This is a genomic window from Alsobacter soli (assembly GCF_003004785.1).
In the GTDB taxonomy this organism is placed as follows: Bacteria; Pseudomonadota; Alphaproteobacteria; order Rhizobiales; family Beijerinckiaceae; genus Alsobacter; species Alsobacter soli.
In genome coordinates this window covers 19132-44340 of sequence record NZ_PVZS01000005.1, presented here as the reverse complement: position 1 = coordinate 44340, position 25209 = coordinate 19132, and the positions used below count along the sequence as shown (strand labels likewise).

Sequence of the window (25209 nt, the reverse complement as noted above, 5' to 3'; positions counted from 1 at the left end):
AGCCCGGCGGAGGCCGGGCTCTTGAACTCTGGGGCGGGCTTTCTGCGCCGATCAGGCGGCCTCTTCCTGCTCCTCGTCCGCCTCGTTGGCGGCCTCGACATCGTTGGGCTTGGCGCGCTTGGGCGACTTCGCCAGCTGCGTCTCGATCAGCTTCAGGGCCTCCGTCTCATGGAGACGGTTCACAGCCGCGACCTCGCGGGCCATGCGGTCCAGGGCCGCCTCGTAGAGCTGGCGCTCGGAATAGGACTGCTCGGGCTGGGCGTCGGAGCGATGCAGGTCGCGCACGACCTCGGCGATCGCGATCAGGTCGCCCGAATTGATCTTCGCCTCGTACTCCTGGGCGCGGCGCGACCACATGGTGCGCTTGATGCGGGCGCGACCCGTGATCGTCTCGAGCGCCTTCGCGACCAGCGCGTTCTCGGCCAGCTTGCGCATGCCCACCGAAGCCGCCTTGGCTGTCGGGACGCGCAGCGTCATCTTGTCCTTCTCGAAGGAGATGACGAAGAGCTCGAGCTTGAACCCGGCGACCTCCTGCTCCTCGATCGCCATGATCTGCCCGACCCCATGCGCCGGATACACGACGAACTCACCCGTCTTGTAACCCTGGCGAATGGTATTCTTCTTAGCGGTCGTCATATTCAGGACATCTCCCTGAGGCCTGGCCGAGGCAGCCTGGCTGGATACACGCGAAGGTCGGCCAAGGCCGACTGGACACACCCCCGCGGCGCGAATGGGACACTCACGCCGTCTGATGATTTCAGCCGATTACAAAAACGCCTAGCAGTTCCCGCTCAGCCCGTAGCGGGTTTCGTTCCATTGTCATGAATTCAGAATGAGGCGAGGCGCGCCGGATGTGATCGACTTTTCACACCCTATCACAATAGGGTGGGTAAATCAAAGGTTTCGAGCCGCAGCCCGCCTGTTGCGCCTGCGACTCGTTGTGTCAGATGGGCGACATCCGCCCGATGTCAATCGCCTTGGCCGGGGTTGGGAGAGAAATATTTATCGAGCTTCCCGGCCTCGCCGTCATGCTCCTTGGCGTCCGCCGGCGGGTCGCGCTTCACCGTGATGTTGGGCCAGCTCTTGGCGTATTCCGCGTTCAGCTTGAGCCACTGGTCGAGGCCCGACTCCGTGTCCGGCTTGATCGCCTCGGCCGGGCACTCCGGTTCGCAAACGCCGCAGTCGATGCATTCGTCGGGGTGGATGACGAGCATGTTCTCGCCTTCGTAGAAGCAGTCCACCGGACACACCTCCACGCAGTCCATGTACTTGCACTTGATGCAGTTTTCGACGACGACATACGTCATTGCGAACTCCCGGGCCGGCTGCCGCCGGCGATAGGACGGGCCCGCGGCGGTCGAAGCCCGCAGGGCCGCTCCTGGTCATCTGGGGCGCCCGATGCCGGCGAAAAGGGGCGTCAGCACGGGTCCTTACCGCCGGATGCCTAGCCGAGACGCCAAGGTCTGGCAATATGGGCGGACTGCGGAGCTGGAGCGACGCTGTCGCGGCCGGCGCATGCCTCCTTGATCAGGAGACCTCCGTGTAGAGGGTCTGTGCGTCCGGAAACGAACCCCGGCGTTCCGCTACCGCCAGGACGCGCACGACGCGCGTGGCGTGCGGCAGCGCCAGGGTCAGGACGTCCCCGACCACGAGCGCCCGGGCCGGATTGGTCACCCGTGCGCCGTTGATCCGCACCCGGCCGTTCTCCACCAGCTCGGACGACACCGTCCGCGTCTTGGCGAAGCGCGCATAGACCAGCCACTTGTCGAGGCGCTGGCGCTCGGCGCCGCCATCGGGTTCGCGGTCGTCGGAGGAGGACCCGGAGCCGTGGCGGCGAGCCATGCGGCCGTCAGCCCTTCTGCTTGGACTCGAGCTCGGCCTTCAGCGCAAGCAGCTTGGCGAAGGGCGAGTTCGGATCCGGAGCCTTCTCGCGCGGCGGCCGCTCGGTCCAGCCGCCGGCGGGCTTGCCGCCGCCCTTGCCCGACCCACGGTGGGGCCCCTTGCCGTTGCCGAAGCGCTCGTCCCGGCGCGGCCCGCGGTGTTCGGCGCGTTCGCCGTCCGGCCGTCCCTCGGAGCGGCCCTCGGCCGCCGGGCGTCCGTCATTGGCCCGCATCGGGCGCGGTCCGCGCTCGTGCCGGGGGCCGCGCTCTCCCTGCGGCTGCTCGCTATGGCGTCCACGGCCCAGATGGGCGCCGCGCTCGCCGGGACGCCCGCCGCGCGCGTTGCGGTCGCGGGCGGGCCGCTGCCCGCCATGGTGCCGGTGCTGGCGCCACACCTCGATGAGCGCCGGCTCGGCCGGCGTTGTCTCGGCGGGAGCGTCGACCGGGGCGTCCGCGCCCGCGGCGTCTACCGCCGGCTGGGCGGAGAGAGCCGACTCTGAAGCCTCGGCCGTGGCAGGCTCCGCGCTGGCCTCGGCGACCGCAGCAGCGGCATTCTCCTGCTGATCCAGCTCCAGCGCGGCCGGAGCAGCCTCGGGAGCGACGCCGCCCGCGGCGAAGTCGGCCACGATGGCCTCCATCGGCGTGACTTCCATCTCTTCCCCGACCGACTCGGCCGGCGAGGCCTCGGCGGGCTGGGGCGGCTCGGCCGAGGCAGCAGCTTCCGCGGCCGGCGCCGTCGCGGCGGCGGGGACCAGTGGAACCGTGATCGCCGGTCCGGCGCGCCTGTCCATGAGGTAGCCCAGCGAGCGCAGGATGGACGCGAAGTCCTCACCGGCGCAGCCGCACAACGACGTCATGGCCGTGGTGACCACGAAGCCCTCGCCGTCGGCAGACCCCGGCGGCGGCTCGCCGGGCGTGACGCCCGGGCGGTAGTGGATGGCCGGCCGGATCAGGTCCGCCAGGCGCTCCAGGATGTCGACGCGAACGGCCCTCTCGCCGCAGACCCGGAAACCGGCGGCGCGGTAGAGGCCCTTGGCGACCTCCTTGTCCACCGGGATCGAGGTGCGGCCCGAGGCCGCCAGATGCAGGATGTCGTCGAGGCCCTTGGGCTCGGGGCCGCCATGCTTCAGCGCCCACAGCTGCGCGGCCAGGCTGCGCGGAGCCGGCTTCAGGAGGGCCGGGACGGTGAGGTGGTAGGCGCCGAAGCGGACGCCGTAGTTGCGGAGCGCCGCGCGGCCGTCCTGGTCCAGGTGCTTCATGTCGTCGGCCACCTTCGACCGCTCCAGAACGCCGAGCGCCTCGGCGATCTGGAACGCGAGGCCGCGGGCGATGCCCGTCAGCGTCTCGGCGTTCTCCAGCTTCAGCAGCGGGCCGAGCAGCTTCTCGACATGGGCCTTGATCCAGAGGTCCAGGCGCGCCTGGACCTGGTCGCGGGCCGCGCCTGTGAGCTGCTCGTCGGCGAGGAGACGCAAGCGCGGCTCCAGCAGCTTGTCCCCGGCCGTCAGCTTGGCGATCACCTCGCCCTGCCAGCGCACCGAGCCGTCATTGGCCAGCACGAAGGCGTCGTCGCCGGATCCGGCCAGCCGAGCCGCGCGGTTGTCGATTTCCGTCGACAGCGCCTTCAGGGCCGCGTTTCGCAGCGCCTTCGCTTCGGAGCCGCCGGCCTGCGGGTCCGGCGCGAACTGGAATCCGTGCAGCCGGCCGACCGGGTGGCCCTCGACGAGCACGTCGCCCGCCGCCGTGATTTCCGCCTCGAGCATCGCATTCTCTCTCAGGCGCCGCATCAGCACGCTCGTGCGGCGATCCACAAATCGTTGCGCCAGACGCTCGTGCAGAGCGTCGGACAGCCTGTCCTCTACCTGACGGGTGACCCGCTGCCAATGCTCAGGATCGCGGAGCCAGTCGGGCCGGTTGGCCACGAAGGTCCACGTGCGACCCTGGGCGATGCGGTTGGACAGGGTGTCGAGGTCGCCGTCGGTGCGGTCCACCTCCTTCACGCGGCTGGCGAACCAGTCCTCGCTGAGCCGTCCGTCACGCATCAGCTGGCGGTAGATGGTCGCGACGAGATCCGCATGCGCGGCGGGCGCGACCTTGCGGTAGTCCGGCACCTGGCACACGTCCCACAACCGCGCGACGTCGGCCGGGCTCGCCGCGTACCGCCGGATCTCGGCGTCGTGCGAAACCGTCTCGAGCGCGATCACGTCGTCGGCCGCGATGGCGCGCGTGAGGCCCTGTTCGGCCGGATTCCGCTCCAGCGAAGCGATGAGGCGCGGGACCGTGCCGAAATCGAGCTCCGGATTGCGCCACTGCAGCACCTTCACGGCGTCGAACGCGTGATCCTCGAGCGCGCGGACCAGCTCGGTGTCGAACGGCTCGCAGCGCCCCGTGGTCCCGAACGTGCCGTCGCGAAGGTGACGGCCGGCGCGCCCGGCGATCTGGCCGAACTCCGCCGGATTGAGCCGCCGATGCATGGCGCCGTCGAACTTCCGGTCCGCCGCGAAGGCGACGTGGTCCACGTCGAGGTTGAGCCCCATGCCGATCGCGTCCGTCGCGATCAGATAGTCCACGTCGCCCGACTGGTACATCTCCACCTGGGCGTTCCGGGTGCGCGGGGAGAGCGCGCCCATCACCACGGCCGCGCCGCCGCGCTGGCGCCGGATGAGTTCGGCGATGGCGTAGACCTCCTCGGCCGAGAAGGCCACGATGGCGCTGCGCCGGGGCAGTCTTGTGATTTTCTTCTCGCCCGCGAAGGTGAGCTTCGAAAGCCGCGGCCGCGACACGATGTTGGCGCCGGGCAGGAGCCGCTCGATCAGCGGCTTCATGGTGGCGGCGCCGATCAGCAACGTCTCGGCCCGCCCCCGCATGTTCAGGAGCCGGTCCGTGAAGACGTGGCCCCGGTCCCGGTCCGCCGCGAGCTGGATCTCGTCGATCGCCACGAAGGGCGTCTCGAGATCCCGCGGCATTGCCTCGACGGTCGCCACCCAGAACCGCGCGCCCGCCGGCTTGATCTTCTCCTCGCCCGTCACGAGGGCGACCGCGTCCGCGGACGTGCGCTCGACCAGGCGCTGGTACACCTCGCGCGCGAGCAGGCGCAGGGGCAGGCCGATCAGCCCGCCCCCGTGGGCGACCATGCGTTCGATCGCCAGGTGCGTCTTGCCTGTGTTTGTCGGCCCGAGCACGGCCGTGACGCCGCGCGCGCGAATGGATGGCGGAAGGGAGCGTGGCAGCATCGGACCTGGATATGGGGAAAGGTCGGGCGGCCGGCGAGCATGGACGCGGCCGTGAGCGCGGAAGGAGAAGCCGTCCGGGCCCCTTTAGCATCTCAACCAGAGGCGGGCGACATATTTCGAGGGAACGAGTCCCGAACGAATCGAGCCCGAATCGGCGACTCGCGATGAGTCTAGTTTTGTTCTCGCCAGTAATTATGCGGCCGCGGCGCAAGTCTTGCGAGTCGCCGCGTCTCCTGCGCAGCCCGCACAGGAGTCGAGCCGTTGCGTCCGGGACTCAGCGCCAGCGGATCGGCCCGGCAGATCGACTCCGCCACGGTGAACAAGATCTTTACGCGGGGCTCAAACAACTTTCCCGCGTGAAGGCCAGCCTCGCAAAGCCGTCGCTATAAGCCGGCGCCTTCCCCAGCCGGCGCCGGAGCGCCAAGGCTCTCCCGCACGTTCCGGTCAGGGACGGGCCGGCTCCGCGAACGCGTGCCGCGCGCCCCCGCCCGGCGACGCGGGCGCGCCGGCGTCCGCCGTCTTGGTGAGGTTCACCTTCGTGGCCTCGATCACGGTCGTGCCCACCATGGTGCGCACCGCGATCTTCAGCGGCACCAACGCATGCGCGCCCTCGACGGGAGCGAGCCATGCCTCCATGTCCCGGTTGTCGGCCATGAACTGCGTCGACTTCCGGCTCACGCGGTGCCCCGAAATCGGCGTGTAGCGCGCCGAACAGACAAGCACCGGCCCCTTGTAGCCTGGCACATCCACGTCCTTCCTGGCCGCGTAGCTCAGGGTCACGTCGAAGCGCCCCGCTCCGTCGAACACCGGAATGGTGCGGTCGCAGGCGGCCGGCTCCATCAGGGGGCCCCGCCCCGCCACGGGAAACAACAGGGCGCTCACCGGGTCGACGACGCCCTTTTTGTGGCTCTCGAGAACGGGCACGCGGTCGACCTTGGCGTCGAGCGGCGGCTGGATGTCGACGGCCGCCACGTCGCCGCTCTTGAGCGCCATGCGCACGGTGTAGACCTGACTTCCGCCCCCGGACGACAGCGCATAGGCGGACGGCAGCAGCTTGCCGCCCGCGTTGACGCCGGACGCGACGCCCGCGCCGCGCCCGCTGGTGAGAAGCCCGGCAAGCCCCGTCATCTTGGCCTGCACGTCCAGCTTGTAGCTTTCGCGCGTGACCGAGCCCGTCATCTGGGCCGTGCCGATCGGCAAGCCGGCCAGGGACAGCCCGTAGGTGATCGCCAGGGATTCGGCGCGCGCCGGCTCAGCCGCGACGGAAAAGAGCAGCGCAGCCCCGGCCAGGGCGCCGGTCTTCCTCAGGGTGAGACGGTTAGTCATGGCGTTCTTGCGAAAAGGGAGCCGGCTCGCGCCGATCCGGACCATCGGGCTTGTCTCGCGCGGGAAAGCGTCGGATTCGTGGCGCATAGCATGCCTGATTCGTGTGGCCGTGGGCGACCGCGCCCCACGCGCGCCGATGACGGTTGACGCTGGCGGCGCCCGCCACTATAGAGCAGCCCACCATTGATTGCTGCGTGGGTTCCGGCGGCGGCTTCGGCCGCCTTCTGCTTTTCGGCGAGACGCTCGCCGTGTGGCCCACGGACGCTCAGAACACGAAGGACGATCGACCATGGCGCGTCGGTGTGAGTTGACGGGCAAGGGTGTGCAGAGTGGCCACCTGGTGAGCCACTCGAACCGCAAGACCAAGCGGCGGTTCCTGCCCAACCTGTTCCATGTGACTTTGCAGTCGGACTCGCTGCAGCGCGCCGTGCGCCTGCGGGTGTCGGCGCATGCGCTCCGCTCGGTCGAGCACCGCGGCGGCCTCGACGCGTTCCTGGCCAAGGCCTCCGAGGAGGAGCTGTCCCAGGGCGCCCGCGAGCTGAAGCGCGAGATCGCCAAGAAGGCGGCGGTGGCGCAGTAAGCGCCACTCAGCCTTTTTTCGCTTCACGCCTGAAGCCTCGCCCCGCGGCGAGGCTTTTCGCGTTGACGACCACCCCGGACCCGGAGGCCCCCATGTCTCTCACCACCTCCTTCGACGCCGACGTTCGCTCCCTCGCGCTGCCCGTCGCCGCCATGACGCTGGTGGTGGTGGCGTCCAACATCCTGGTGCAGCATCCCTTTCCCTATTGGGGCCTACAGGACTACCTGACCTGGGGAGCCTTCACGTATCCGGTGTCGTTCCTCGTCACGGACCTGACCAACCGCCGCTACGGAGTCGGAATCGCCCGCAAGCTCGTGGGCGTGGGCTTCGTGATCGCCATCGGGCTGTCGTTCGCGCTCGCCACGCCGCGCATCGCGCTCGCATCCGGCACGGCGTACCTGGTGGGCCAGCTGCTGGACGTGACGGTCTTCAACCGCCTGCGGCGCCAGACGTGGTGGCGCGCCCCGCTGGTCGGCAGCCTGGTCGGCTCGGCGCTGGACACGGCGTTGTTCTTCTCCATCGCCTTCGCCGGAATCCCGGAGATGTCGGTCGAGATCCCCTTCCTGGGTCACCACCCGCTGCCGCTGTGGCAGAGTCTCGCCCTCAGCGACTTCGCCGTGAAGGTCGTCATCGCCCTGCTGGCCCTGCTGCCCTACGGCGCCCTGATGTCGGTGATCCTGCCCATGGAAAAGGTGGCCCCGCAGCCGGCGCGGTGAGACATGCCCGTCGTTGCAAGGACCCCGAAGGGCGACGAAGCAATCCAGGGGGCAATGACTCGCACGGGCCTCCTGGATCGCTTCGCCTTCGGCGCGCAATGACGGCCTCCGGGCAAGCGGGACGCCAATGCGGCCCGAATCTCTGCTAAGCCTCCCCCATGGCGACGGCTGACGCTCCCCTCCTCGATGACCAGACGTCCGGCGCGCTGATCGCCGAGGTGCTGACGCCGGTGGCCCTCGACCAGACCTATTCCTATGCGGCGCCGGACGGCCTCGCGCTGGAGGAGGGCAGTGTCGTCCAGATCCCCTTTGGCCCGCGCGAGACCGTCGGCGTCGTCTGGGAGCTTCGCCGTGGCGCGTCCGGGTCCAATCTGAAGAAGGTGACCGCCAAGGCGCCATGCCCGCCTTTGTCGGAAAAGCTCCGCAAGCTGGTCGACTGGGTAGCCCGCTACACGCTCGCCCCCCGCGGCATGGTGCTGCGCATGGCGCTGCGCGCCCCGGAATCCGACCAGCCCGAGCGTATGATCACCGGCGTCCGCCTCGTCGGTCAGCCGCCCAGGCGTCTGACGCCGGCCCGCGCCAAGGTTCTCGCCGCAGCCGGCGACGGAGCGCCCAAGCCGAAGCGGGAGCTCGCCGACGCCGCCGGCGTCAGCCTCGCGGTGATCGACGGCCTCGTCGACGAGGGCACGCTCGAGACGGTCGGCATCCTCCCGTCCCCCATAGCCCCCCGGCCGGATCCCGACCACGCCCATACGGCGCTGGAGGACTCTCAGGCCGAGGCTGCGGCCGTCCTGCGGGACGCCGTGCGGGCCCGCGCCTTCTCGGTGACCCTCCTGGAGGGCGTCACCGGCTCGGGCAAGACCGAGGTGTATTTCGAGGCCGTCGCCGACGCGATCCGCGGCGGTCGACAGACGCTCATCATGCTGCCCGAGATCGCCCTCACGGCGCAGTTCCTCGACCGCTTCGAAGGCCGCTTCGGCGTGCGCCCGGCCGAGTGGCACTCCGGCATGGCCGGGCGCCGCCGCGAGCGCACCCACGCCGCCGTGGCTTCGGGCGAGGCCCTGGTGGTGGCCGGCGCCCGCTCGGCCCTGTTCCTGCCCTTCCGGGATCTCGGCCTCGTCGTCGTCGACGAGGAGCACGAGCACGCCTACAAGCAGGAGGACGGCGTCCATTACCACGCGCGCGACATGGCCGTGGTGCGCGGACGCATCGAGGGCGCGCCCGTCATTCTGGCCTCCGCCACGCCTTCCATCGAAAGCCGGGTCAACGCCGAGCAGGGGCGCTACCGCCACCTGCGCCTTCCGGGCCGCTTCGGCGGCCGAGCCCTTCCGGACCTCGCGGCGATCGACATGCGCCGGGACGGCCCGCCCCGGGGCAAGTGGCTCTCCGAGAAGCTGGTCAACGCGGTCCGCGAGACCCTCGATCGCGGCGAGCAGACCCTGCTCTACCTCAACCGTCGCGGCTACGCCCCCCTCACGCTGTGCAACGCCTGCGGGCACCGCTTCCAGTGCCCGAACTGCACGGCCTGGCTTGTGGAGCACCGCTTCCGCCGAGCGCTTGTCTGCCACCATTGCGGCCATGTGGAGAGACGCCCCGACGCGTGCCCGTCCTGCGGCGCGCTCGACTGCCTCGCCGCCTGCGGGCCCGGGGTGGAGCGCCTGGCCGAGGAGGTCGCGGAAGCTTTCCCGGGCGTCCCGTCGCTGGTGCTCTCCTCCGACTTCCCGGGGGGGACCGAGCGGCTGCGACGCGAACTGGAGGCGGTCGCCGCCGGCGAGTTTCCCATCGTCATCGGCACCCAGCTGGTGGCCAAGGGCCACAATTTCCCCAGCCTCTCGCTCGTCGGCGTGGTGGACGCCGATCTCGGCCTCGCCTCCGGCGACCCGCGCGCCGGAGAGCGCACCTTCCAGGTGCTCCAGCAGGTGACCGGCCGCGCCGGCCGCGGCCACACCGCCGGCCGCGCGCTTCTGCAGACGTTCCAGCCCGACCACCCCGTGCTGAAGGCGCTGCTGTCTGGCGACGTGGAGCGCTTCTACGCCGAGGAGATCGCCATGCGCCGGGCCGCAGGCCTGCCGCCCTTCGGCCGGCTCGCGGCGGTGATCGTCTCCGCCGACGAGCGCGGGCCCGCCGAGGCCCACGCCAGGGCCCTGGCCCGCTCCGCCCCGCACCATCCGGAAGTCATGGTGCTCGGTCCCGCCGAGGCGCCCATCGCGGTTGTGCGCGGCCGCCACCGCTTCCGGATGCTGGTGAAGACGCCCCGCGAATTCCCCATGCAGGATTGGCTCCGCCACTGGTTGCGCGAAGGCCCCAAGGCGACCGGAAACACCCGCGTCCAGGTGGACGTGGACCCGATGAGCTTCCTCTAGCGGCGGGCCTTATCAACACCCTCGCGTCCTCCCCGAAAGTCTCGCACGGCAGGGCTGCCGGTCGGGTTGCGCCCCCCGGAACATCATGCTAGTTCACGCGCGCCTTTCGGACCGGCGTCGGAGCACGCCTGCGCGTATGCGCGGCTTGCCGAGTGTGCAGGTCCGTTCCACCCCAGACGTGGCGCCCACGACACCCTTCGCCGATCCCCGCGCGCAGGTCCGTGGCGCGAAGCGTCCGGACAGATGAGAGACGGCCGGTGGCTCAAGAGAACACGATCGTTTCCGGTGTGGCCGGCCGTTATGCGGCCGCGCTGTTCGAACTCGCCCAGGAGGCGAACGCCGTCGACGCCGTCGGTGGCGACCTCGACCGTTTCGACGCCCTGATCAAAGACAACCCCGACATGGAGCGCTTCGTGCGCAGCCCGGTGTTCTCCGCCGAGGAGCAGGAGAAGGCCATGGGCCCGATCCTGGACAAGGTCGGCATCACGGGCCTGTCGGCCAACTTCCTGAAGCTGGTCGCGGCCAAGCGCCGCCTCTTCGCGGTCCACGACATGGTGCGCGCCTATCGCGCCCTGGCGGACAAGTCGAAGGGCGTCGTCCGCGCGCAAGTCACCGTCGCCGAGCGGCCTTCCGAGAAGGTCATGGGCGACATCAAGCAGGCCCTGAAGGAGGTCGCGGGTGAGAAGGTCGAGTTCGACGTCAAGGTCGACCCGGCGATCATCGGCGGCATCGTCGTGAAGCTCGGCTCCAAGATGGTCGACGCTTCCCTGCGCACCAAACTCAACGGCATTCGTACCGCGATGAAAGAGGTCGGCTGATGGACATCCGCGCCGCAGAAATCTCCGCGATCCTCAAGGAGCAGATCAGGAACTTCGGCTCCGAGGCAGAGGTTACCGAGGTCGGCCAGGTGCTGTCCGTCGGTGACGGCATCGCCCGCGCCTACGGGCTCGACAACGTCCAGGCGGGCGAGATGGTCGAGTTCGAGAACGGCGTTCGCGGCATGGCGCTGAACCTCGAGACCGACAACGTCGGCATCGTGATCTTCGGCTCCGACCGCGACATCAAGGAAGGCCAGACGGTCAAGCGCACCGGCGCGATCGTGGACGCCCCCGTCGGCAAGGGCCTGCTCGGCCGCGTCGTGGACGCGCTCGGCAACCCGATCGACGGCAAGGGCCCGATCGTCGCCGACAAGCGCATGCGCGTGGACGTGAAGGCGCCCGGCATCATTCCGCGGCAGTCCGTGCACGAGCCGATGGCCACCGGCCTCAAGGCCGTGGACGCCCTGATCCCGGTCGGCCGTGGCCAGCGCGAGCTGATCATCGGCGACCGCCAGACCGGCAAGACCGCGATCGCGCTCGACACGATCCTGAACCAGAAGGCCATCAACCAGTCGGGCGACGAGAGCCAGAAGCTCTACTGCGTCTACGTGGCGGTGGGCCAGAAGCGTTCCACGGTCGCGCAGTTCGTGAAGGTGCTCGAGGAGCAGGGCGCGCTGGAGTACTCCATCGTGGTGGCCGCCACCGCGTCGGACCCGGCCCCCATGCAGTTCCTGGCGCCGTTCACCGGCTGCACCATGGGCGAGTACTTCCGCGACAACGGCATGCACGCCGTGATCATCTATGACGACCTGTCCAAGCAGGCCGTCGCCTACCGCCAGATGTCGCTGCTGCTCCGCCGTCCCCCGGGCCGCGAGGCGTACCCCGGCGACGTGTTCTACCTGCACTCCCGCCTCCTGGAGCGCGCCGCGAAGCTGAACAAGGACAACGGTTCGGGTTCGCTCACCGCGCTGCCGGTCATCGAGACGCAGGCCAACGACGTGTCGGCCTACATCCCGACCAACGTGATCTCGATCACGGACGGCCAGATCTTCCTGGAGACGGACCTGTTCTACCAGGGCATCCGCCCGGCGGTGAACGTCGGCCTCTCGGTGTCGCGCGTGGGCTCCTCGGCCCAGACCAAGGCGATGAAGAAGGTCGCGGGCAAGATCAAGGGCGAGCTCGCCCAGTACCGCGAGATGGCGGCGTTCGCCCAGTTCGGCGGCGACCTCGACGCCACCACGCAGCGCCTGCTGAACCGCGGCGCCCGCCTGACCGAGCTCCTGAAGCAGCCGCAGTTCTCGCCGCTGCAGATGGAGGAGCAGGTCGCGGTGATCTATGCCGGCGTCAACGGCTACCTGGACCGCCTGCCCGTGAACCGGGTGCGCGCCTTCCAGGACGGCCTGCTCGGCACGCTGCACACCAGCCACAAGGACGTGCTCGACGCGATCCGCGCTTCAAAGGACCTGTCGGACGACACGGCCAAGAAGCTCAAGGACGTGGTCGACACCTTCGCCAAGTCCTTCGCGTAAGCGCTTCGCTGATCTGAACACGAGGAAGGGCGGGCAATGGCTTCGCTGAAGGATCTGCGCAATCGCATCGCCTCCGTGAAGGCGACGCAGAAGATCACCAAGGCCATGCAGATGGTCGCGGCGGCGAAGCTCCGCCGCGCCCAGACGGCGGCCGAGGCCGCGCGCCCCTTCGCGGAGCGCATGTCCGCGGTGCTGGCCAACGTGGCCGGCGGCGTCTCGGGCAGCGGCGCTCCGGCGCTGCTGGCCGGCAACGGCAGGGACGACATGCACCTGCTCGTCGTCTTCACCGGCGAGCGCGGCCTCGCCGGCGCGTTCAATTCGTCGATCGCGCGCCTGGCGCGCGAACGCATCCTGGCCCTCCAGGCCCAGGGCAAGACGGTCAAGATCCTGTGCGTGGGCAAGAAGGGCTACGACGTCCTTCGCCGCCAGTTCGCCAGCCTGATCATCGACTTCATCGAGCTGCGCTCGGTCCGGGTGCTGGGCTTCGACACGGCCGACATGATCGGCAAGAAGATCATCCAGCTGTTCGAGGCCGGCGAGTTCGACGTCGCCACGATCTTCTTCTCGCGCTTCCAGTCGGTGATCGCCCAGATCCCGACGGCGCAGCAGATCATCCCTGCGGAGATCCCGGCCCAGGCGGAGGGCGGTTCGCTCGCCTCCTACGAATACGAGCCGGACGAGAGCCAGATCCTGGCGACCCTCCTGCCGCAGAACATCTCCGTGCAGGTGCTTCGCGCCCTGCTCGAGAACCAGGCTTCGTTCTACGGCGCGCAGATGAGCGCCATGGACAGCGCCACCCGCAACGCGGGCGAGATGATCAAGAAGCAGACGCTGACCTACAACAGGACGCGTCAGGCGATGATCACCAAGGAACTCATCGAAATCATCTCGGGCGCCGAGGCGCTCTGAGGCCAGACCGAGGACAGGACCATGGCTAATCCCACCGGACGCGTCACCCAGGTGATCGGCGCCGTCGTCGACGTTCAGTTCGACGGCCACCTCCCCGAGATCCTCAACGCTCTCGAGACCACCAACAACGGCGCCCGCCTCGTGCTCGAGGTTGCCCAGCATCTCGGCGAGTCGTCGGTGCGCTGCATCTCGATGGACACCACCGAGGGCCTCGTGCGCGGCCAGCCCGTGGCCGACACCGGCGCCCCGATCGCCGTGCCGGTCGGCGCCGGCACGCTTGGCCGCATCATCAACGTCATCGGCGAGCCGGTGGACGAGGCGGGCCCGGTCCCGGCCGAGGCCAAGCGCGCCATCCACCAGCCGGCCCCGAGCTACGCCGAGCAGTCCACCGAGGCCCAGATCCTCGAGACGGGCATCAAGGTCGTGGACCTGCTGGCTCCCTACGCCAAGGGCGGCAAGATCGGCCTGTTCGGCGGCGCGGGCGTGGGCAAGACCGTGCTGATCATGGAACTGATCAACAACGTCGCGAAGGCGCACGGCGGCTATTCGGTGTTCGCCGGCGTCGGCGAGCGCACCCGCGAGGGCAACGATCTCTACCATGAGATGATCGAGTCCGGCGTGAACAAGAAGGGCGGCGGCGAGGGCTCCAAGTGCGCCCTGGTGTACGGCCAGATGAACGAGCCCCCGGGCGCCCGCGCCCGCGTCGCTCTGACGGGCCTCACGGTCGCCGAGCACTTCCGCGACCAGGGCCAGGACGTGCTCTTCTTCGTGGACAACATCTTCCGCTTCACGCAGGCGGGCTCCGAGGTGTCGGCGCTCCTGGGCCGCATCCCGTCGGCGGTGGGCTACCAGCCCACGCTCGCCACGGACATGGGCGCCCTGCAGGAGCGCATCACCACGACCACCAAGGGCTCGATCACCTCGGTGCAGGCCATCTACGTGCCCGCCGACGACCTGACCGACCCGGCCCCGGCCACCTCCTTCGCCCACCTCGACGCCACGACCGTGCTGTCGCGTTCGATCGCCGAAAAGGGCATCTACCCGGCCGTGGACCCGCTCGACTCGACCTCGCGCATGCTCGACCCGCGCATCGTCGGCGAGGAGCACTACGCGGTGGCCCGCGCCGTGCAGGCGACCCTGCAGCGCTACAAGGCGCTCCAGGACATCATCGCGATCCTGGGCATGGATGAGCTCTCGGAAGAGGACAAGCTCGCCGTGGCCCGCGCCCGCAAGATCGAGCGCTTCCTGTCGCAGCCGTTCCACGTGGCCGAGGTCTTCACCGGCTCGCCTGGCAAGCTCGTGTCGCTCGCCGACACGATCAAGAGCTTCAAGGGCCTGGTGGAAGGCAAGTACGACCACCTCCCCGAGGCGGCCTTCTACATGGTCGGCTCGATCGACGAAGCCGTCGAGAAGGCCCAGCGCCTGGCCGCCGAGGCCGCGTAAGGTTCAAGCACCCCGGCGGCTCCGGCCGCCGGGTCTCGTTTTCCGCGCTCGCGCGGACCAGAAGACCCCTTCCCGCGGGCCTAAGGCCCGGACCGGTCGGAGATTTCCATGGCCACGTTCCCGTTCGAACTCGTCTCGCCCGAGCGGCTGCTGATCTCGGCTGAGGTCGAGCAGGTCGTCGTTCCCGGGACCGAGGGCGACTTCGGCGTGCTGAAGGACCATGCCCCGCTGATGTCGACGCTGCGCCCCGGCGTGGTCGTGGTCACCGGCCCGCAGAACAACACCCAGCGCCTCTTCGTCCGCGGCGGCTTCGCCGAGGTCTCCCCGCGCGGCCTGACAATCCTGGCCGAGCAGGCGATCCCGGTGGAGGAAGTCACCGACGACGTGATCGCCGCCGAGATCAAGGCCGCCGAGGCTGATTTCGAGAAGGCCGGCACGGAGGAGAGCCGCCGCGCCGCCGCCGACCGCCTGGCCCAGCTGGTGACGTTGCGCGAGACGCTGATGCATCCCGCCGCCCACTGAGGCAGCGATCAACCAAAAAGGGCCGCGCAAGCGGCCCTTTTTTCGTTTGCGGTCGCGGATTGCAGCCGATCCTTCGGAAAGTCGCGTTCCCCGAATCGGGACAGGATCAAGACGCCTTCGCCGCCGCCGATGAGCGGACATCGCGACGGCCGAACACGTCGAGGTCCTTGAAGCTCTTCAACGTGAATTCAAACCAGGATTTAACCTCGGCGAGCCCCGACGACGCGGTCCAGAGGTCCACGTCCAGCATCGCCATCAGTTCTTCCTCATCTGCACCCAACACGGCTTCGAGAGATGCGCCCTTGCGTTCGATCGCCGGCCAGATCTCGGCCTGACACGCAGGCAAGGTGAGAAAGACGAGGTCGAGTTCGCGAAACTGGTCCTTCAGGCGCGTATCGAACTGCGAGCCCTCGAATGAGCCGCCGACTTCATTTTGCACCACGAAGATCCGGTTGAACCGGAACGGCTTCTTCGAGGCAACGTCCTCGATGAGGCTGGAGATGTCGTCGAATGCATGCTTCTGCGCCTTGCAGACGCAGAAAAGATCCACCTTCGGGGCCTGCCGCTTCTCCATGAGTTCGGCGACATGGCGGTCCACACCCCAATCGACGACGCTTTGAATGACGTTCGCGCCAAGATCCACGATGGCGTTGCCGGACAGGAACAGGTTTCCGATCCGATCCCAATAACGAAGCGCCGCGTTGGCGTTGTTTTCGATCCGCGCGGCCGTTAGCGCGGCGCCGACGCCGAACTCGGTGACTCGATCTGGATACATCTTGCCAAGCTTGGACTTTGCCGAGTCATCCTGGAAATCGGCCGCGTAGAGCCCATACGTATGCCCAAGTTTCTTTGAAGAGAGATAGAGCAGTTGGGCGACGGTCGTCTTGCCCTGCCCGCCCGCGTGGGCGACGCTCAGCAGAGTATTCCCGGCTTGAGAAGAGCGCGGCGTTGAAGCCATGATCGGTATACCTCCAGCAGTGTTACAGCTGGAGATGACCTAACATCAACCGCAAACAAATCAAAAATCAAAAATTCGACGGCGTGCGCATCTCTGAATTTCTGGTTAAAGAAAAGCCGCCCGGAGGCGGCTTTCTATGAAAAGTTGTGCAGCGCCTTTACTGCACCAGCTTGGGGCCAGAGCCGTTGACACGCTCGTTCTCGTTCACGATCCCGAGCCGGCGGGCCACCTCGGTGTAGGCCTCCACGAGGCCGCCGAGGTCGCGGCGGAAGCGGTCCTTGTCGAGCTTGTCGTTGGACTTGATGTCCCACAACCGGCAGCTGTCGGGCGAGATCTCGTCCGCGACCACGATGCGCATGAGGTCGCCTTCCCAGAGGCGGCCGCATTCCATCTTGAAGTCGACCAAGCGGATGCCCACGCCCAGGAAGAGCCCGGACAGGAAGTCGTTGACCCGGATGGCCAGCGCCATGATGTCGTCGATCTCCTGGGGCGTCGCCCAGCCGAAAGCCGTGATGTGCTCTTCGGAGACCATCGGGTCGTTGAGGCCGTCGTTCTTGTAATAGAACTCGATGATGGAGCGCGGCAGCTGCGTGCCTTCCTCGATGCCGAGGCGCGTGGCGAGCGAGCCGGCCGCCACGTTGCGAACCACGACCTCGAGCGGAATGATCTCCACCTCGCGGATGAGCTGCTCGCGCATGTTCAGCCGGCGGATGAAGTGGGTGGGCACTCCGATGTCGTTGAGGTGCTGAAAGATGTACTCCGAGATCCGGTTGTTGAGCACACCCTTGCCGTCGATCACCTCGTGCTTCTTCGCGTTGAAGGCGGTCGCGTCATCCTTGAAGTGCTGGATCAGAGTACCCGGCTCGGGCCCCTCGTAGAGGACCTTGGCCTTGCCTTCGTAGATCCGACGGCGGCGGTTCATCGGCGTATACCGTGTCTTGAGAAAATCCATGGGTACGGCCGGGCTCCCCGGGGAGGCCGTCCGCGACGTGAGTGCGGGCGGGCAGGTACGGATGGGCGGACCCGCCTCGTGCTCGCGCCCGCAAACTAGCTTATCGGGGGCGCCAGCACAATCATGGGGCCTTTCGGCATCCTTTGGACGATCGCCTAATCGTTTTGCGGGGCGATCGCGGCGAGGCTGTCCGCGGTTCATGGCGTATATGGCCCTCTCGGGGCTCCAACGCAAGTCGAGGGTGCGTGCCGACTGGCGCCGCGGCGCCCGCGTAGCTATATCGGGGCGGGAGATTCCGGGCGCCGGGGCGCGCCATCAGGAGAGGGAACCGATGACGACGTTCGACAAGCGCGAGCAGGGCTTCGAGCAGAAGTTCGTTCACGACGAGGAAATCCGCTTCAAGGCCATGGCGCGCCGCAACAAGCTGCTGGGCCTCTGGGCCGCCGAGAAGCTCGGCAAGTCCGGCCCGGACGCCGAAGCCTACGCGCGCGAGGTCATGAAGGCCGACTTCGAGGAAGTCGGCGACGAGGACGTGTTCCGCAAGGTCAGCGCCGACCTCGGCGCGAAGGTCAGCGAGACGGAGATCCGCACAGCCATGAACGAGCTCTTCGCCAAGGCCGTCCAGCAGGTGAAGGACGGCGCCTGAAGCGCTGCGGACGCCATGGTTTCGGGCCGTCATCCCCGGCGGCCCGCGCCGCGCCGGTCGGGAATGACCCGGCCGCTCGGTGCCGCTGAGTTCAGCCTCGTTGCGCGGCAGCCATGCCGCCGCGCCGGGTTGCCCCGTGGCGGCCGGGCCGCCTAGTCTCCCCCATCCGCGGGCGGCGGGCGGACCGTGTCCCCCAGGCCTGCGCCAGAACGCCGGCGCAGTCCGGCCTTGGGGGAAACATCCATGCCGCTCAATCCATCCTTCGCGTCGCTCACCCGCCGGCTCGGCAAGGGCACGGGCTCTGGCCTGCTCACCGGCTGGGTCGGGCTGCCGGATCCGCTCGTCGCCGGCGTGGTCGCGACGGAGCCCTTCGACGCCGTCGTGCTCGACATGCAGCACGGGTTCGTCGACCTGCACTCGGTGGTTCAGGGCATCGCCCAGGTGGCGCTGGCCGGCAAGCCGGCCGTGGTCCGTATCCCGGTCGGTCATTTCGCGACGGCCTCGCGCATCCTCGACGCCGGCGCGGCGGGCGTGATCGCCCCCATGGTGAACTCGGCCGCAGACGCCCGGGCGCTGGTCACATACACGAAATACCCGCCGGTCGGCGCCCGCAGCTGGGGCCCGGCGATCGCCCTCAACGTGTGCGGCCTCACGGCTCCCGAATACCTCGCCCAGGCCAACGCGCTCACGGCCACCATCGCCATGGTGGAGACCCGCGAGGCCCTCGCGGCCGTGGACGAGATCCTGGCCGTGGACGGCATCGACGGCATCCTGGTCGGCCCGGGCGATCTCTCCATCGCGCTGTCCAACGGGGCCTCGGTCGACCCGATGGCCGCCGAGGTGGACGCCGCCCTCGCCCATGTGGCCCAGCGCTGCAAGGCCCACGGCAAGGCCGCCTGCACCTTCGTCACCACCGGCGCGAAGGGCGCGGACGTCATTCGCATGGGCTACGACTTCGTCGCTCTCGGCACGGACGTGATGCAGCTGCGCGCCGGCTCCAACGCCTTCATCAAGGCCTGCCGGGAAGCCTGAGGCCAGAGCCTCACCCCTCTCCCGGTTTTTCACCCGTGGGCTGCTCGCGGACGCCCAGCGCGTCCGCGAGGCGCGCCTTGGCGGAGCCCGGGCGCAGCGGCTTCTGCTGGCTCTCGTGCGGCGCCCAGCCGGACAGCCAGATGAACTCGAAGGTCGCCCGGATGCGCCCGTCCGGATCGGAGAAGCGCTCCGCGTAGATCTCCAGCGCCCGGATCAGCGTGGCGCGCCGCAACGGCGTACGCCGGCGGGCCATGAGCGTGTTCGTGGCCCCCATGGCGCGCAGGTCGCGCATCAGCGCCAGCGGATCCGAATAGCGCACCGTGAACGCGTCCGTGTCCGTGACCGGCAGCGCGAAGCCCGCCCGCTGCAGCAATGCCCCCAGGTCGCGCACATCCGCGAACGGGAACACGCGCGGGCTGGCCCCGCCCTCCATTTCGCTTTCGGCCTGCGTGAAGGCCTGCCGCAATTCCGTCAGTGTCGCGCCCCCGACCAGGCATGCGAGCAGCAGCCCGTCGGGCCGCAGCGCGCGCCGGATCTGCACCAGCGCCCCCGGAAGGTCGTTCACGCCCTGCAGGGACAGCAGCGACACCACGAGATCGACGTTTTCCGGCTCGAGCGGCAGGTTCTCCTCGTCGCCCACGATGGTCGCCCAGCGCGGATCCTCGGCCTCGGGCGCCGGCGCGATCCGGATCACCCGATCAGCCTGGGGGCTGCCGGCCAGGAAGGCCGCCGCATAGGGCAGCGCTCCGCCCAGGTCCACGGCCGTCTCGAAGCGGCGCAGGATGGCTCCCAGCCTGTCGTCGAGCTCGTCCGCCGCCCGGCGCAGCAGGAAGGCTGCTCCGTGGTCGCCGGCGCGCCTGAGCGCGCGGGCCAGCCGCTCGCGGCCGAGGCCGCGGTCGAAAAGCATGGGCGCGCCGCTCATGGGAACTCCTGCTGAAGGCCTGGCGTGGGCAGGCGCGTTATGGGGCGGCCGGCGCCTAGCGTCAAACGTGTGTGGGATTGCGTGCGGCCGCAGCGCTAGCCTGCCGCAATGAGCACGGATGAGGTCCTGACAAATCGCGTCTCGGAGGAAGCCGCGGAGGTCCGGCATGTCGCTGGCGCACGCCGCTGGGTCGCGGCCGGTCTGCGCCGCGTCGTCAATCTCGTGTACCCGCCGAGCTGCGCGTCCTGCGGGGCCGCGACCGAGGAGCCTCACGCGCTCTGCGCCGCCTGCTGGGGCGCCGCGCCCTGGATCGAGCGGCCCTATTGCGAGCGCCTCGGGACGCCGTTCGGCGTGGACATGGGGCCCGGCGTCGTTTCGCCGGCCGCCATCAGCGCCCCGCCCGTCTTCGAGCGCGCCCGGGCGGCCATGCGCTACGACGGGGTCGGCCGGGAGCTCGTGCACAGGCTGAAATACGGCGACCGCCTCGACCTTGCGCCCATGATGGGCCGCTGGATGGCCCGCGCCGGGCGGGAACTGCTGGCCGAGGCCGACCTGATCGCGCCCGTGCCGCTGCACTGGACGCGCCTGTGGCGCCGGCGCATGAACCAGGCCGCCGCCTTGGCGGCGGCCGTGTCGCGCGGCTCCGGTCCGGAGGTCGCGCTCGACGTGCTCGGCCGCCGTCGGCGCACCCGGTCCCAGGTCGGCCTGACCCGCAATGAGCGCGCCGACAATCTCCAGGGCGCGTTCGTGGTCCCGGAGGCCGGCAAGGCGCGCCTGAAGGGCCGCCGCGTGCTCCTGGTCGACGACGTGCTGACGACGGGCTCGACCGCGAACGCGGCCTCACGCGTGCTGCTGCGCGCGGGCGCGGAGGCCGTCGACGTGCTGACCTTCGCCCGCGTCTGCACGGCCTCCTGAAAAGGCGGGCCCTTTCGGCGGCGATTCACACCGCTTGCGCTTGGACCCGTCTGGCCCGAACGCCTATATATGCGCGACGTGACACTGTTCGGAGCGCCCCATGCCCGCCGTGACCATCTATACGAAATCCTATTGCCCCTACTGCCATTCTGCGAAGGACCTGCTGCGCCAGAAGGGCGTCGCCTTCGAGGAGATCGACGTCACGAACGACCGTGACGGCCAGGTCGCGATGTCCAAGCGCGCCCATGGCCGGTCGACGGTCCCGCAGGTCTTCATCGGCGAGCATCACGTCGGGGGCTGTGACGACCTCTACGCCCTGGACCGCGCCGGCAAGCTCGACCCGCTGCTGGCGGCCTGACCCCTCGAAATCGCGAGACGCCCCATGAGCCGCTCCCCTTTCATCGCCGCGTGCATCCAGATGCGCTCCGGCGTCGATCCGGCCGCCAATATCGACCAGGCCGCCGGCTTCATCCGTGAAGCGGCCGCCGCCGGAGCGTCCTACGTCCAGACGCCCGAGATGTCGAACGCGGTGAACCGCAGCCGCGAGGGGCTGTTCGCCGCCATCAGCCATGAGGAGCGCGACCCCATGCTGGCCGCCTTCCGGTCGCTGGCGCGGGAGCTGGGCGTCACCATTCATGCGGGTTCGCTCGCGATCCTCCGCCAGGACGGCAAGATCGCGAACCGCGCCTTCCTGATCACGCCCGAAGGCGCCATCCAGGCGCGCTACGACAAGATCCACCTCTTCGATGTCGACCTCCCGAACGGCGAGAGCTGGCGCGAAAGCCGCACCTACACGGGCGGCGAGACGGCGGTGCTGGCGGACCTGCCGGGCGGGCGGCTCGGGATGTCGATCTGCTACGACGTGCGCTTCCCCTATCTGTACCGCGCCATGGCGGAAGCCGGAGCGGACTTCCTTTCCGCGCCGGCCTGCTTCACCCGCCAGACCGGGGAGGCGCACTGGGTCGTGCTGCATCGCGCCCGCGCGATCGAGACCGGCTCCTTCATGATCTCCGCCGCCCAGGCCGGGCTGCACGAGGACGGCCGCGAGACCTTCGGTCATTCGATCATCGTCGACCCGTGGGGCCGCGTGCTCGCCGAGGCGGGCGACCAGCCCGGCGTGGTGATGGCCGAGATCGACCCCGCCCTGGTGGCCGACGCGCGCGGCCGCATCCCCACCCTCCAGCACACCCGGTCCTTCGGGGTCGAGGTCCTCGGCCCCGAGCCCGCGGCCAAGATCGCGTGAACGCCTGAGCCATGATCCGTTACGCCCTCGCCTGCGACGCCGGGCACGCCTTCGAGAGCTGGTTCCGCGACAGCGCGTCCTTCGACGCGCAGGCGGCGCAGGGCTTCGTGACGTGCCCGCAATGCGGCTCCGCGAAGGTCGCCAAGCAGATCATGGCTCCCAGCGTGGCCCGGACGGACCGGCCCCCCGCGCCCGAACCGGAGCACGCGTCGACGCCGGAGGCGGCCGCTCCGGCCGCGGAGGCGCCTGCCCCGGTCGCGCTGCTGTCCGATCGCGACCGCGCCTTCCGGGCCCTGCTCGTGGCCATGCGCGAGCACGTGAAGGCGAACTCCGAGCACGTCGGCCGCCGCTTCGCCGAGGAGGCGCGGCGCATGCACGAAGGCGTCAGCGAGTTTCGGTCGATCTATGGCGAGGCGACGCCCGAGGAGGCGCAGGCCCTGGCTGAAGAGGGCATCGAGGCGCACGCCATGCCCTGGTTCGCCGACGAGCGGAACTGACGCGCAAAACCGGCGCGTGCGCTTGAAATATTTTCGCGGAAAAGTATAGTTCGGTCCGCTGCGGTGAATATCCGCAAATTTAACCTTTATGGAGCACGCTGCTCCGCAATGTCTCTGGATTTTCGCCTCTTCGCCACCGCGAAATTCTTTCGCCGCCGGGCCGTTGCTTCGCCCTCTCCGGGGAGGGAAGCCGCGCAGCCTGGGACGGAGCCGCCGACTCCGAACAGCGCCTCAGAGCGGGATGGCAGCGAAACCATCCGGCTCATGCAGGCGGACGTGTTCCGCAATGTCCGCGAGGTCGGCGAGGCCAACACGGAGCTGCGCCGCAAGCTGCGCGACGCCTTCGGCCTCCTGGAGCGCCTTCGCGGGCGCGCCCAGGCCTTCGCCGGCATGGCGGAAGCGGCGCGCAACAGTTCGGAGGCGATCTCGACCTCCCTCCATGGCCTGGCCGCGGCGAGCCACACGATTGGCGCCCGCATCGGGGAATCGAGCCAGACGGTGGACGCCGCCGAGGCCCGTGCGCGGCGCGCCAGCGAGGGCGTCGGCCAGCTTCGCGATTCGGTCGCCGAGATCGGCCAGGTGGTGAGCCTGATCGCCTCCATCGCCCGCCAGACGAACCTCCTGGCCCTGAACGCCACCATCGAGGCGGCCCGGGCCGGGGAAGCGGGACGCGGCTTCGCGGTGGTCGCCTCCGAAGTGAAGGCGCTCTCGGTGGCCACCCAGGAAGCCACCACCCGCATCGCGGCCACCATCGACAAGGTGCGGGCCAGCGCCCTGACCTCCATCGAGGACGTGTCCGTGCTGGGCCAGTCCATCAGCGCGCTGCGGGATTCCTTCGCCACCGTCGTGGACGCCGTGTCCGTGCAGGTGACGACCACCACGGAGATCGGACGCAGCGCCGCCGAGGCGGCCCAGTTCGCCGAAGAGGTGAACGCGGAGGCGCTGCGCATCGACGCCCTCGGCGAAGAAGCCGTCCAGCATGCCGGGGCCGCGGACCGCGCCTCCGAGAAGACCGACCAGGCCATCGCCCAGCTGAGCGACAATGCGGCGGTCCTCGTCCGCCAGGCGGATACGCAGGAGACGGTCGCGGACCGGCTCCCGGTCGCCCTGCCCGCGCGCCTGCGCGTCGGCGAACGCGTCGTCCCGGTCGAGACGGGCAACCTGTCTCTCGACGGCGCGCTGGTGCACAGCCGCGAGGCGCTCCTGGACGCGATCGGGGCCGAAGGCGTCCTGGACGTCGAGTCCCTGGGCATCTTCGAGACGCGCGTCGCCTCGGCCCGCCGGAATGGGGTGGGCCTGCGGATCGTGCGAGCCGATCCGGACTCGCGCGCAGCCCTCCGGGCGCTGCTGTCGCAGTTGCAGGCGAGTTACGCCCCCTTGTTGGCTCGGAGCGCCACCCTGGCCGAAGCCGTCGCGAACCGCTTCGAAGTCCTGATCCTCGAAGGCTGGCTCTCAGCCGCCGACGTGTTTGACGCAGGCTACGTCCCGGCCCAGGGCGTCTCGCCGGCGCGCTTCAGCCTGTCGGGCCTGCCCGTCCTGGCGGAAGGTCTGGGCGACCTCATCGACCAGCATTGCGGCGAAGCGCCCCGCCCCCTGGCGGCGATGGTCGTGGATCGCAACGGCTTCTGCGTGGAGGCCCGCGGCGCCGCGCCGGAAGCCCGCTCGCTCGCGCGACGCATGCTGAACGACTCGCCAGGCCTGGCCGCCGCCCGCAACCTGCGGCCCAGCCTCATACATTCCTACGAAGCCGCGTTCGGCGGGTTGGTGAAGGAGGTGGCGGCCCCCGTCTTCGTGCAGGGCCGCCACTGGGGCGCGGTGCGGACAGCCTACGCCCTCGCGGAGGGCCTCTGAGCCCGGGTCGCCGCCACCATGTAGTTCACGCTCATGTCGGACGCCGCGCGCCAGCTTCCCGTGAGCGGGTTGTACACCACACCCGTCTCGTCGCTGATCCGGAAACCGCCGCCCGCCAGCGCGTCCGCGAGTTCATCCGGCGTCACGAACTTCTCCCACTGGTGCGTCCCCTTGGGCAGCCAGCCCAAGACGTATTCGGCGCCCACGATGGCCAGCGCGAAGGCCCGCAAGGTGCGGTTCAGGGTCGCCATGAACAGCATGCCTTCCGGCTTCACGGCGGCGCAGCAGGCCTCCGCGAACATCCGCACGTCGGCCACGTGCTCCACGACCTCCATGGCCAGCACCACATCGAAGCGCGCGCCCTCGGCCACGAGCGCCTCCACGGTCGCGCGGCGGTAGGTGACGGGGGCGCCCGAAGCGTCCGCATGCAGGCGCGCCACCTCCACGTTGGTGGGCGCCGGGTCGATGCCCGTCACGGTCGCGCCCAGGCGGGCCAGCGGCTCGCAGAGCAGGCCGCCGCCGCAGCCCACGTCCAGCACGGAGAGGCCCTCGAGGGGCCGCCCGTCGCGCGCGTCGCGGCCGAAATGCTCGGCCACATGGTCACGGATGTACTGGATGCGCACCGGGTTGAACCGGTGCAGCGTCTTCATGGCGCCGTTCGGGTCCCACCACGTGCGGGCGATCCGCTCGAAGCGGGCGACCTCGGCTTCGTCGATCGTTCCACCGGGGGTTGCAGCCGCCATGGACTTCATCCTTTTCTCCACCCCTGCGGACGAATTCGGCCCGGCCGCGGGCGTTGACAGCCCCAAGCGTCGCCGTCATTGAGTGTGCGCCCTTTTCCGACGGCCGGGGCCGCGGCGCAAGCCGCTCTTCGGCC

24 protein-coding genes are annotated in these 25209 nt (G+C 69.4%); 15 read left to right on the top strand and 9 right to left on the bottom strand.

What is annotated here, in order from left to right; translation table 11 throughout:
• Nucleotides 1–51 precede the first annotated feature (51 nt).
• From SLNSH_RS05710 to SLNSH_RS05690, 5 genes are all read right to left on the bottom strand, one after another.
• Nucleotides 52–636 (bottom strand): CarD family transcriptional regulator, encoded by a 585-nt coding sequence (locus SLNSH_RS05710; RefSeq protein WP_106335719.1) that lies wholly within the window; start codon nt 634–636, stop codon nt 52–54.
• A 332-nt stretch (nt 637–968) separates the two neighbouring features.
• Nucleotides 969–1307: a ferredoxin FdxA gene (fdxA, locus tag SLNSH_RS05705; protein ID WP_106335718.1), complete on the bottom strand. Its 339-nt coding sequence runs from the start codon at nt 1305–1307 to the stop codon at nt 969–971.
• Between the two features lie 220 nt (nt 1308–1527).
• A complete protein-coding gene (locus SLNSH_RS05700; protein ID WP_106335717.1) occupies nt 1528–1842 on the bottom strand; it encodes an RNA-binding S4 domain-containing protein in 315 nt (104 codons plus the stop codon).
• 7 nt (nt 1843–1849) lie between these two features.
• Nucleotides 1850–5110 (bottom strand): helicase-related protein, encoded by a 3261-nt coding sequence (locus SLNSH_RS05695; protein ID WP_106335716.1) that lies wholly within the window; start codon nt 5108–5110, stop codon nt 1850–1852.
• 444 nt (nt 5111–5554) lie between these two features.
• Nucleotides 5555–6436, bottom strand: a complete 882-nt coding sequence (locus tag SLNSH_RS05690; protein ID WP_158266689.1) for a DUF3108 domain-containing protein — start codon at nt 6434–6436, stop codon at nt 5555–5557.
• Between the two features lie 289 nt (nt 6437–6725).
• Between SLNSH_RS05690 and rpmB the strand changes: the two genes are divergently transcribed.
• The 8 genes from rpmB (at nt 6726) to SLNSH_RS05650 (ending at nt 15316) form a co-directional block, all read left to right on the top strand.
• On the top strand, nt 6726–7016 hold the full coding sequence (rpmB, locus tag SLNSH_RS05685; RefSeq protein WP_106335714.1) for a 50S ribosomal protein L28: 291 nt from the start codon (nt 6726–6728) through the stop codon (nt 7014–7016).
• A gap of 92 nt (nt 7017–7108) precedes the next feature.
• Nucleotides 7109–7732 (top strand): queuosine precursor transporter, encoded by a 624-nt coding sequence (locus SLNSH_RS05680; RefSeq protein WP_106335713.1) that lies wholly within the window; start codon nt 7109–7111, stop codon nt 7730–7732.
• 158 nt (nt 7733–7890) lie between these two features.
• The gene (locus tag SLNSH_RS05675; RefSeq protein WP_106335712.1) at nt 7891–10095 is read left to right on the top strand and encodes a primosomal protein N'; all 2205 of its coding nucleotides are present in this window, start codon (nt 7891–7893) and stop codon (nt 10093–10095) included.
• Nucleotides 10096–10352: 257 nt separating this feature from the next.
• Nucleotides 10353–10913 carry a F0F1 ATP synthase subunit delta gene (locus SLNSH_RS05670; protein WP_106335711.1) on the top strand — a complete coding sequence of 187 codons (561 nt, stop codon included), beginning with the start codon at nt 10353–10355 and terminating at the stop codon, nt 10911–10913.
• Nucleotides 10913–12442 carry a F0F1 ATP synthase subunit alpha gene (atpA, locus tag SLNSH_RS05665; RefSeq protein ID WP_106335710.1) on the top strand — a complete coding sequence of 510 codons (1530 nt, stop codon included), beginning with the start codon at nt 10913–10915 and terminating at the stop codon, nt 12440–12442. Before SLNSH_RS05670 ends, atpA begins: the two co-directional genes overlap by 1 nt.
• 36 nt (nt 12443–12478) lie before the next feature.
• Entirely contained in the window at nt 12479–13351 is an 873-nt protein-coding gene (locus tag SLNSH_RS05660; protein WP_106335709.1) for a F0F1 ATP synthase subunit gamma, read from the top strand.
• Nucleotides 13352–13372: 21 nt separating this feature from the next.
• A complete protein-coding gene (gene atpD, locus SLNSH_RS05655; protein WP_106335708.1) occupies nt 13373–14794 on the top strand; it encodes a F0F1 ATP synthase subunit beta in 1422 nt (473 codons plus the stop codon).
• Between the two features lie 108 nt (nt 14795–14902).
• Nucleotides 14903–15316 carry a F0F1 ATP synthase subunit epsilon gene (locus SLNSH_RS05650; RefSeq protein WP_106335707.1) on the top strand — a complete coding sequence of 138 codons (414 nt, stop codon included), beginning with the start codon at nt 14903–14905 and terminating at the stop codon, nt 15314–15316.
• A gap of 106 nt (nt 15317–15422) precedes the next feature.
• On the opposite strand, the gene SLNSH_RS05645 is transcribed toward SLNSH_RS05650, so the two are convergent.
• Both SLNSH_RS05645 and purC read right to left on the bottom strand, forming a co-directional pair.
• A complete protein-coding gene (locus tag SLNSH_RS05645) occupies nt 15423–16274 on the bottom strand; it encodes a hypothetical protein (RefSeq protein ID WP_106335706.1) in 852 nt (283 codons plus the stop codon).
• 157 nt (nt 16275–16431) lie between these two features.
• Nucleotides 16432–17226 carry a phosphoribosylaminoimidazolesuccinocarboxamide synthase gene (gene purC, locus SLNSH_RS05640; protein WP_106335705.1) on the bottom strand — a complete coding sequence of 265 codons (795 nt, stop codon included), beginning with the start codon at nt 17224–17226 and terminating at the stop codon, nt 16432–16434.
• A gap of 331 nt (nt 17227–17557) precedes the next feature.
• Between purC and SLNSH_RS05635 the strand changes: the two genes are divergently transcribed.
• Nucleotides 17558–17872 carry a DUF1476 domain-containing protein gene (locus tag SLNSH_RS05635; RefSeq protein WP_106335704.1) on the top strand — a complete coding sequence of 105 codons (315 nt, stop codon included), beginning with the start codon at nt 17558–17560 and terminating at the stop codon, nt 17870–17872.
• Nucleotides 17873–18115: 243 nt separating this feature from the next.
• Nucleotides 18116–18904: an HpcH/HpaI aldolase family protein gene (locus tag SLNSH_RS05630; RefSeq protein WP_106335703.1), complete on the top strand. Its 789-nt coding sequence runs from the start codon at nt 18116–18118 to the stop codon at nt 18902–18904.
• 10 nt (nt 18905–18914) lie between these two features.
• Here the strand turns inward: SLNSH_RS05630 and SLNSH_RS05625 are convergent, their stop codons facing one another.
• Nucleotides 18915–19826, bottom strand: coding sequence for a methyltransferase domain-containing protein (locus tag SLNSH_RS05625; protein WP_106335702.1), 912 nt, complete (start codon nt 19824–19826; stop codon nt 18915–18917).
• Between the two features lie 108 nt (nt 19827–19934).
• On the opposite strand from SLNSH_RS05625, the gene SLNSH_RS05620 reads away from it, so the two are divergent.
• The 5 genes from SLNSH_RS05620 to SLNSH_RS05600 all read left to right on the top strand — a co-directional run bounded on the left by SLNSH_RS05620 (nt 19935) and on the right by SLNSH_RS05600 (nt 24332).
• Nucleotides 19935–20741, top strand: coding sequence for a ComF family protein (locus tag SLNSH_RS05620; protein WP_106335701.1), 807 nt, complete (start codon nt 19935–19937; stop codon nt 20739–20741).
• A gap of 100 nt (nt 20742–20841) precedes the next feature.
• Nucleotides 20842–21099 carry a glutaredoxin 3 gene (gene grxC, locus SLNSH_RS05615; protein ID WP_106335700.1) on the top strand — a complete coding sequence of 86 codons (258 nt, stop codon included), beginning with the start codon at nt 20842–20844 and terminating at the stop codon, nt 21097–21099.
• A gap of 24 nt (nt 21100–21123) precedes the next feature.
• Nucleotides 21124–21984: a carbon-nitrogen hydrolase family protein gene (locus SLNSH_RS05610; protein WP_106335699.1), complete on the top strand. Its 861-nt coding sequence runs from the start codon at nt 21124–21126 to the stop codon at nt 21982–21984.
• An 11-nt stretch (nt 21985–21995) separates the two neighbouring features.
• Nucleotides 21996–22481: a DUF1178 family protein gene (locus tag SLNSH_RS05605; RefSeq protein ID WP_106335698.1), complete on the top strand. Its 486-nt coding sequence runs from the start codon at nt 21996–21998 to the stop codon at nt 22479–22481.
• Between the two features lie 264 nt (nt 22482–22745).
• Nucleotides 22746–24332 carry a methyl-accepting chemotaxis protein gene (locus SLNSH_RS05600; RefSeq protein WP_158266688.1) on the top strand — a complete coding sequence of 529 codons (1587 nt, stop codon included), beginning with the start codon at nt 22746–22748 and terminating at the stop codon, nt 24330–24332.
• On the opposite strand, the gene ubiG is transcribed toward SLNSH_RS05600, so the two are convergent.
• Nucleotides 24308–25075, bottom strand: coding sequence for a bifunctional 2-polyprenyl-6-hydroxyphenol methylase/3-demethylubiquinol 3-O-methyltransferase UbiG (gene ubiG / locus SLNSH_RS05595; protein WP_106335871.1), 768 nt, complete (start codon nt 25073–25075; stop codon nt 24308–24310). The two genes, SLNSH_RS05600 and ubiG, sit on opposite strands and share 25 nt — an antisense overlap.
• Nucleotides 25076–25209: the final 134 nt, after the last annotated feature.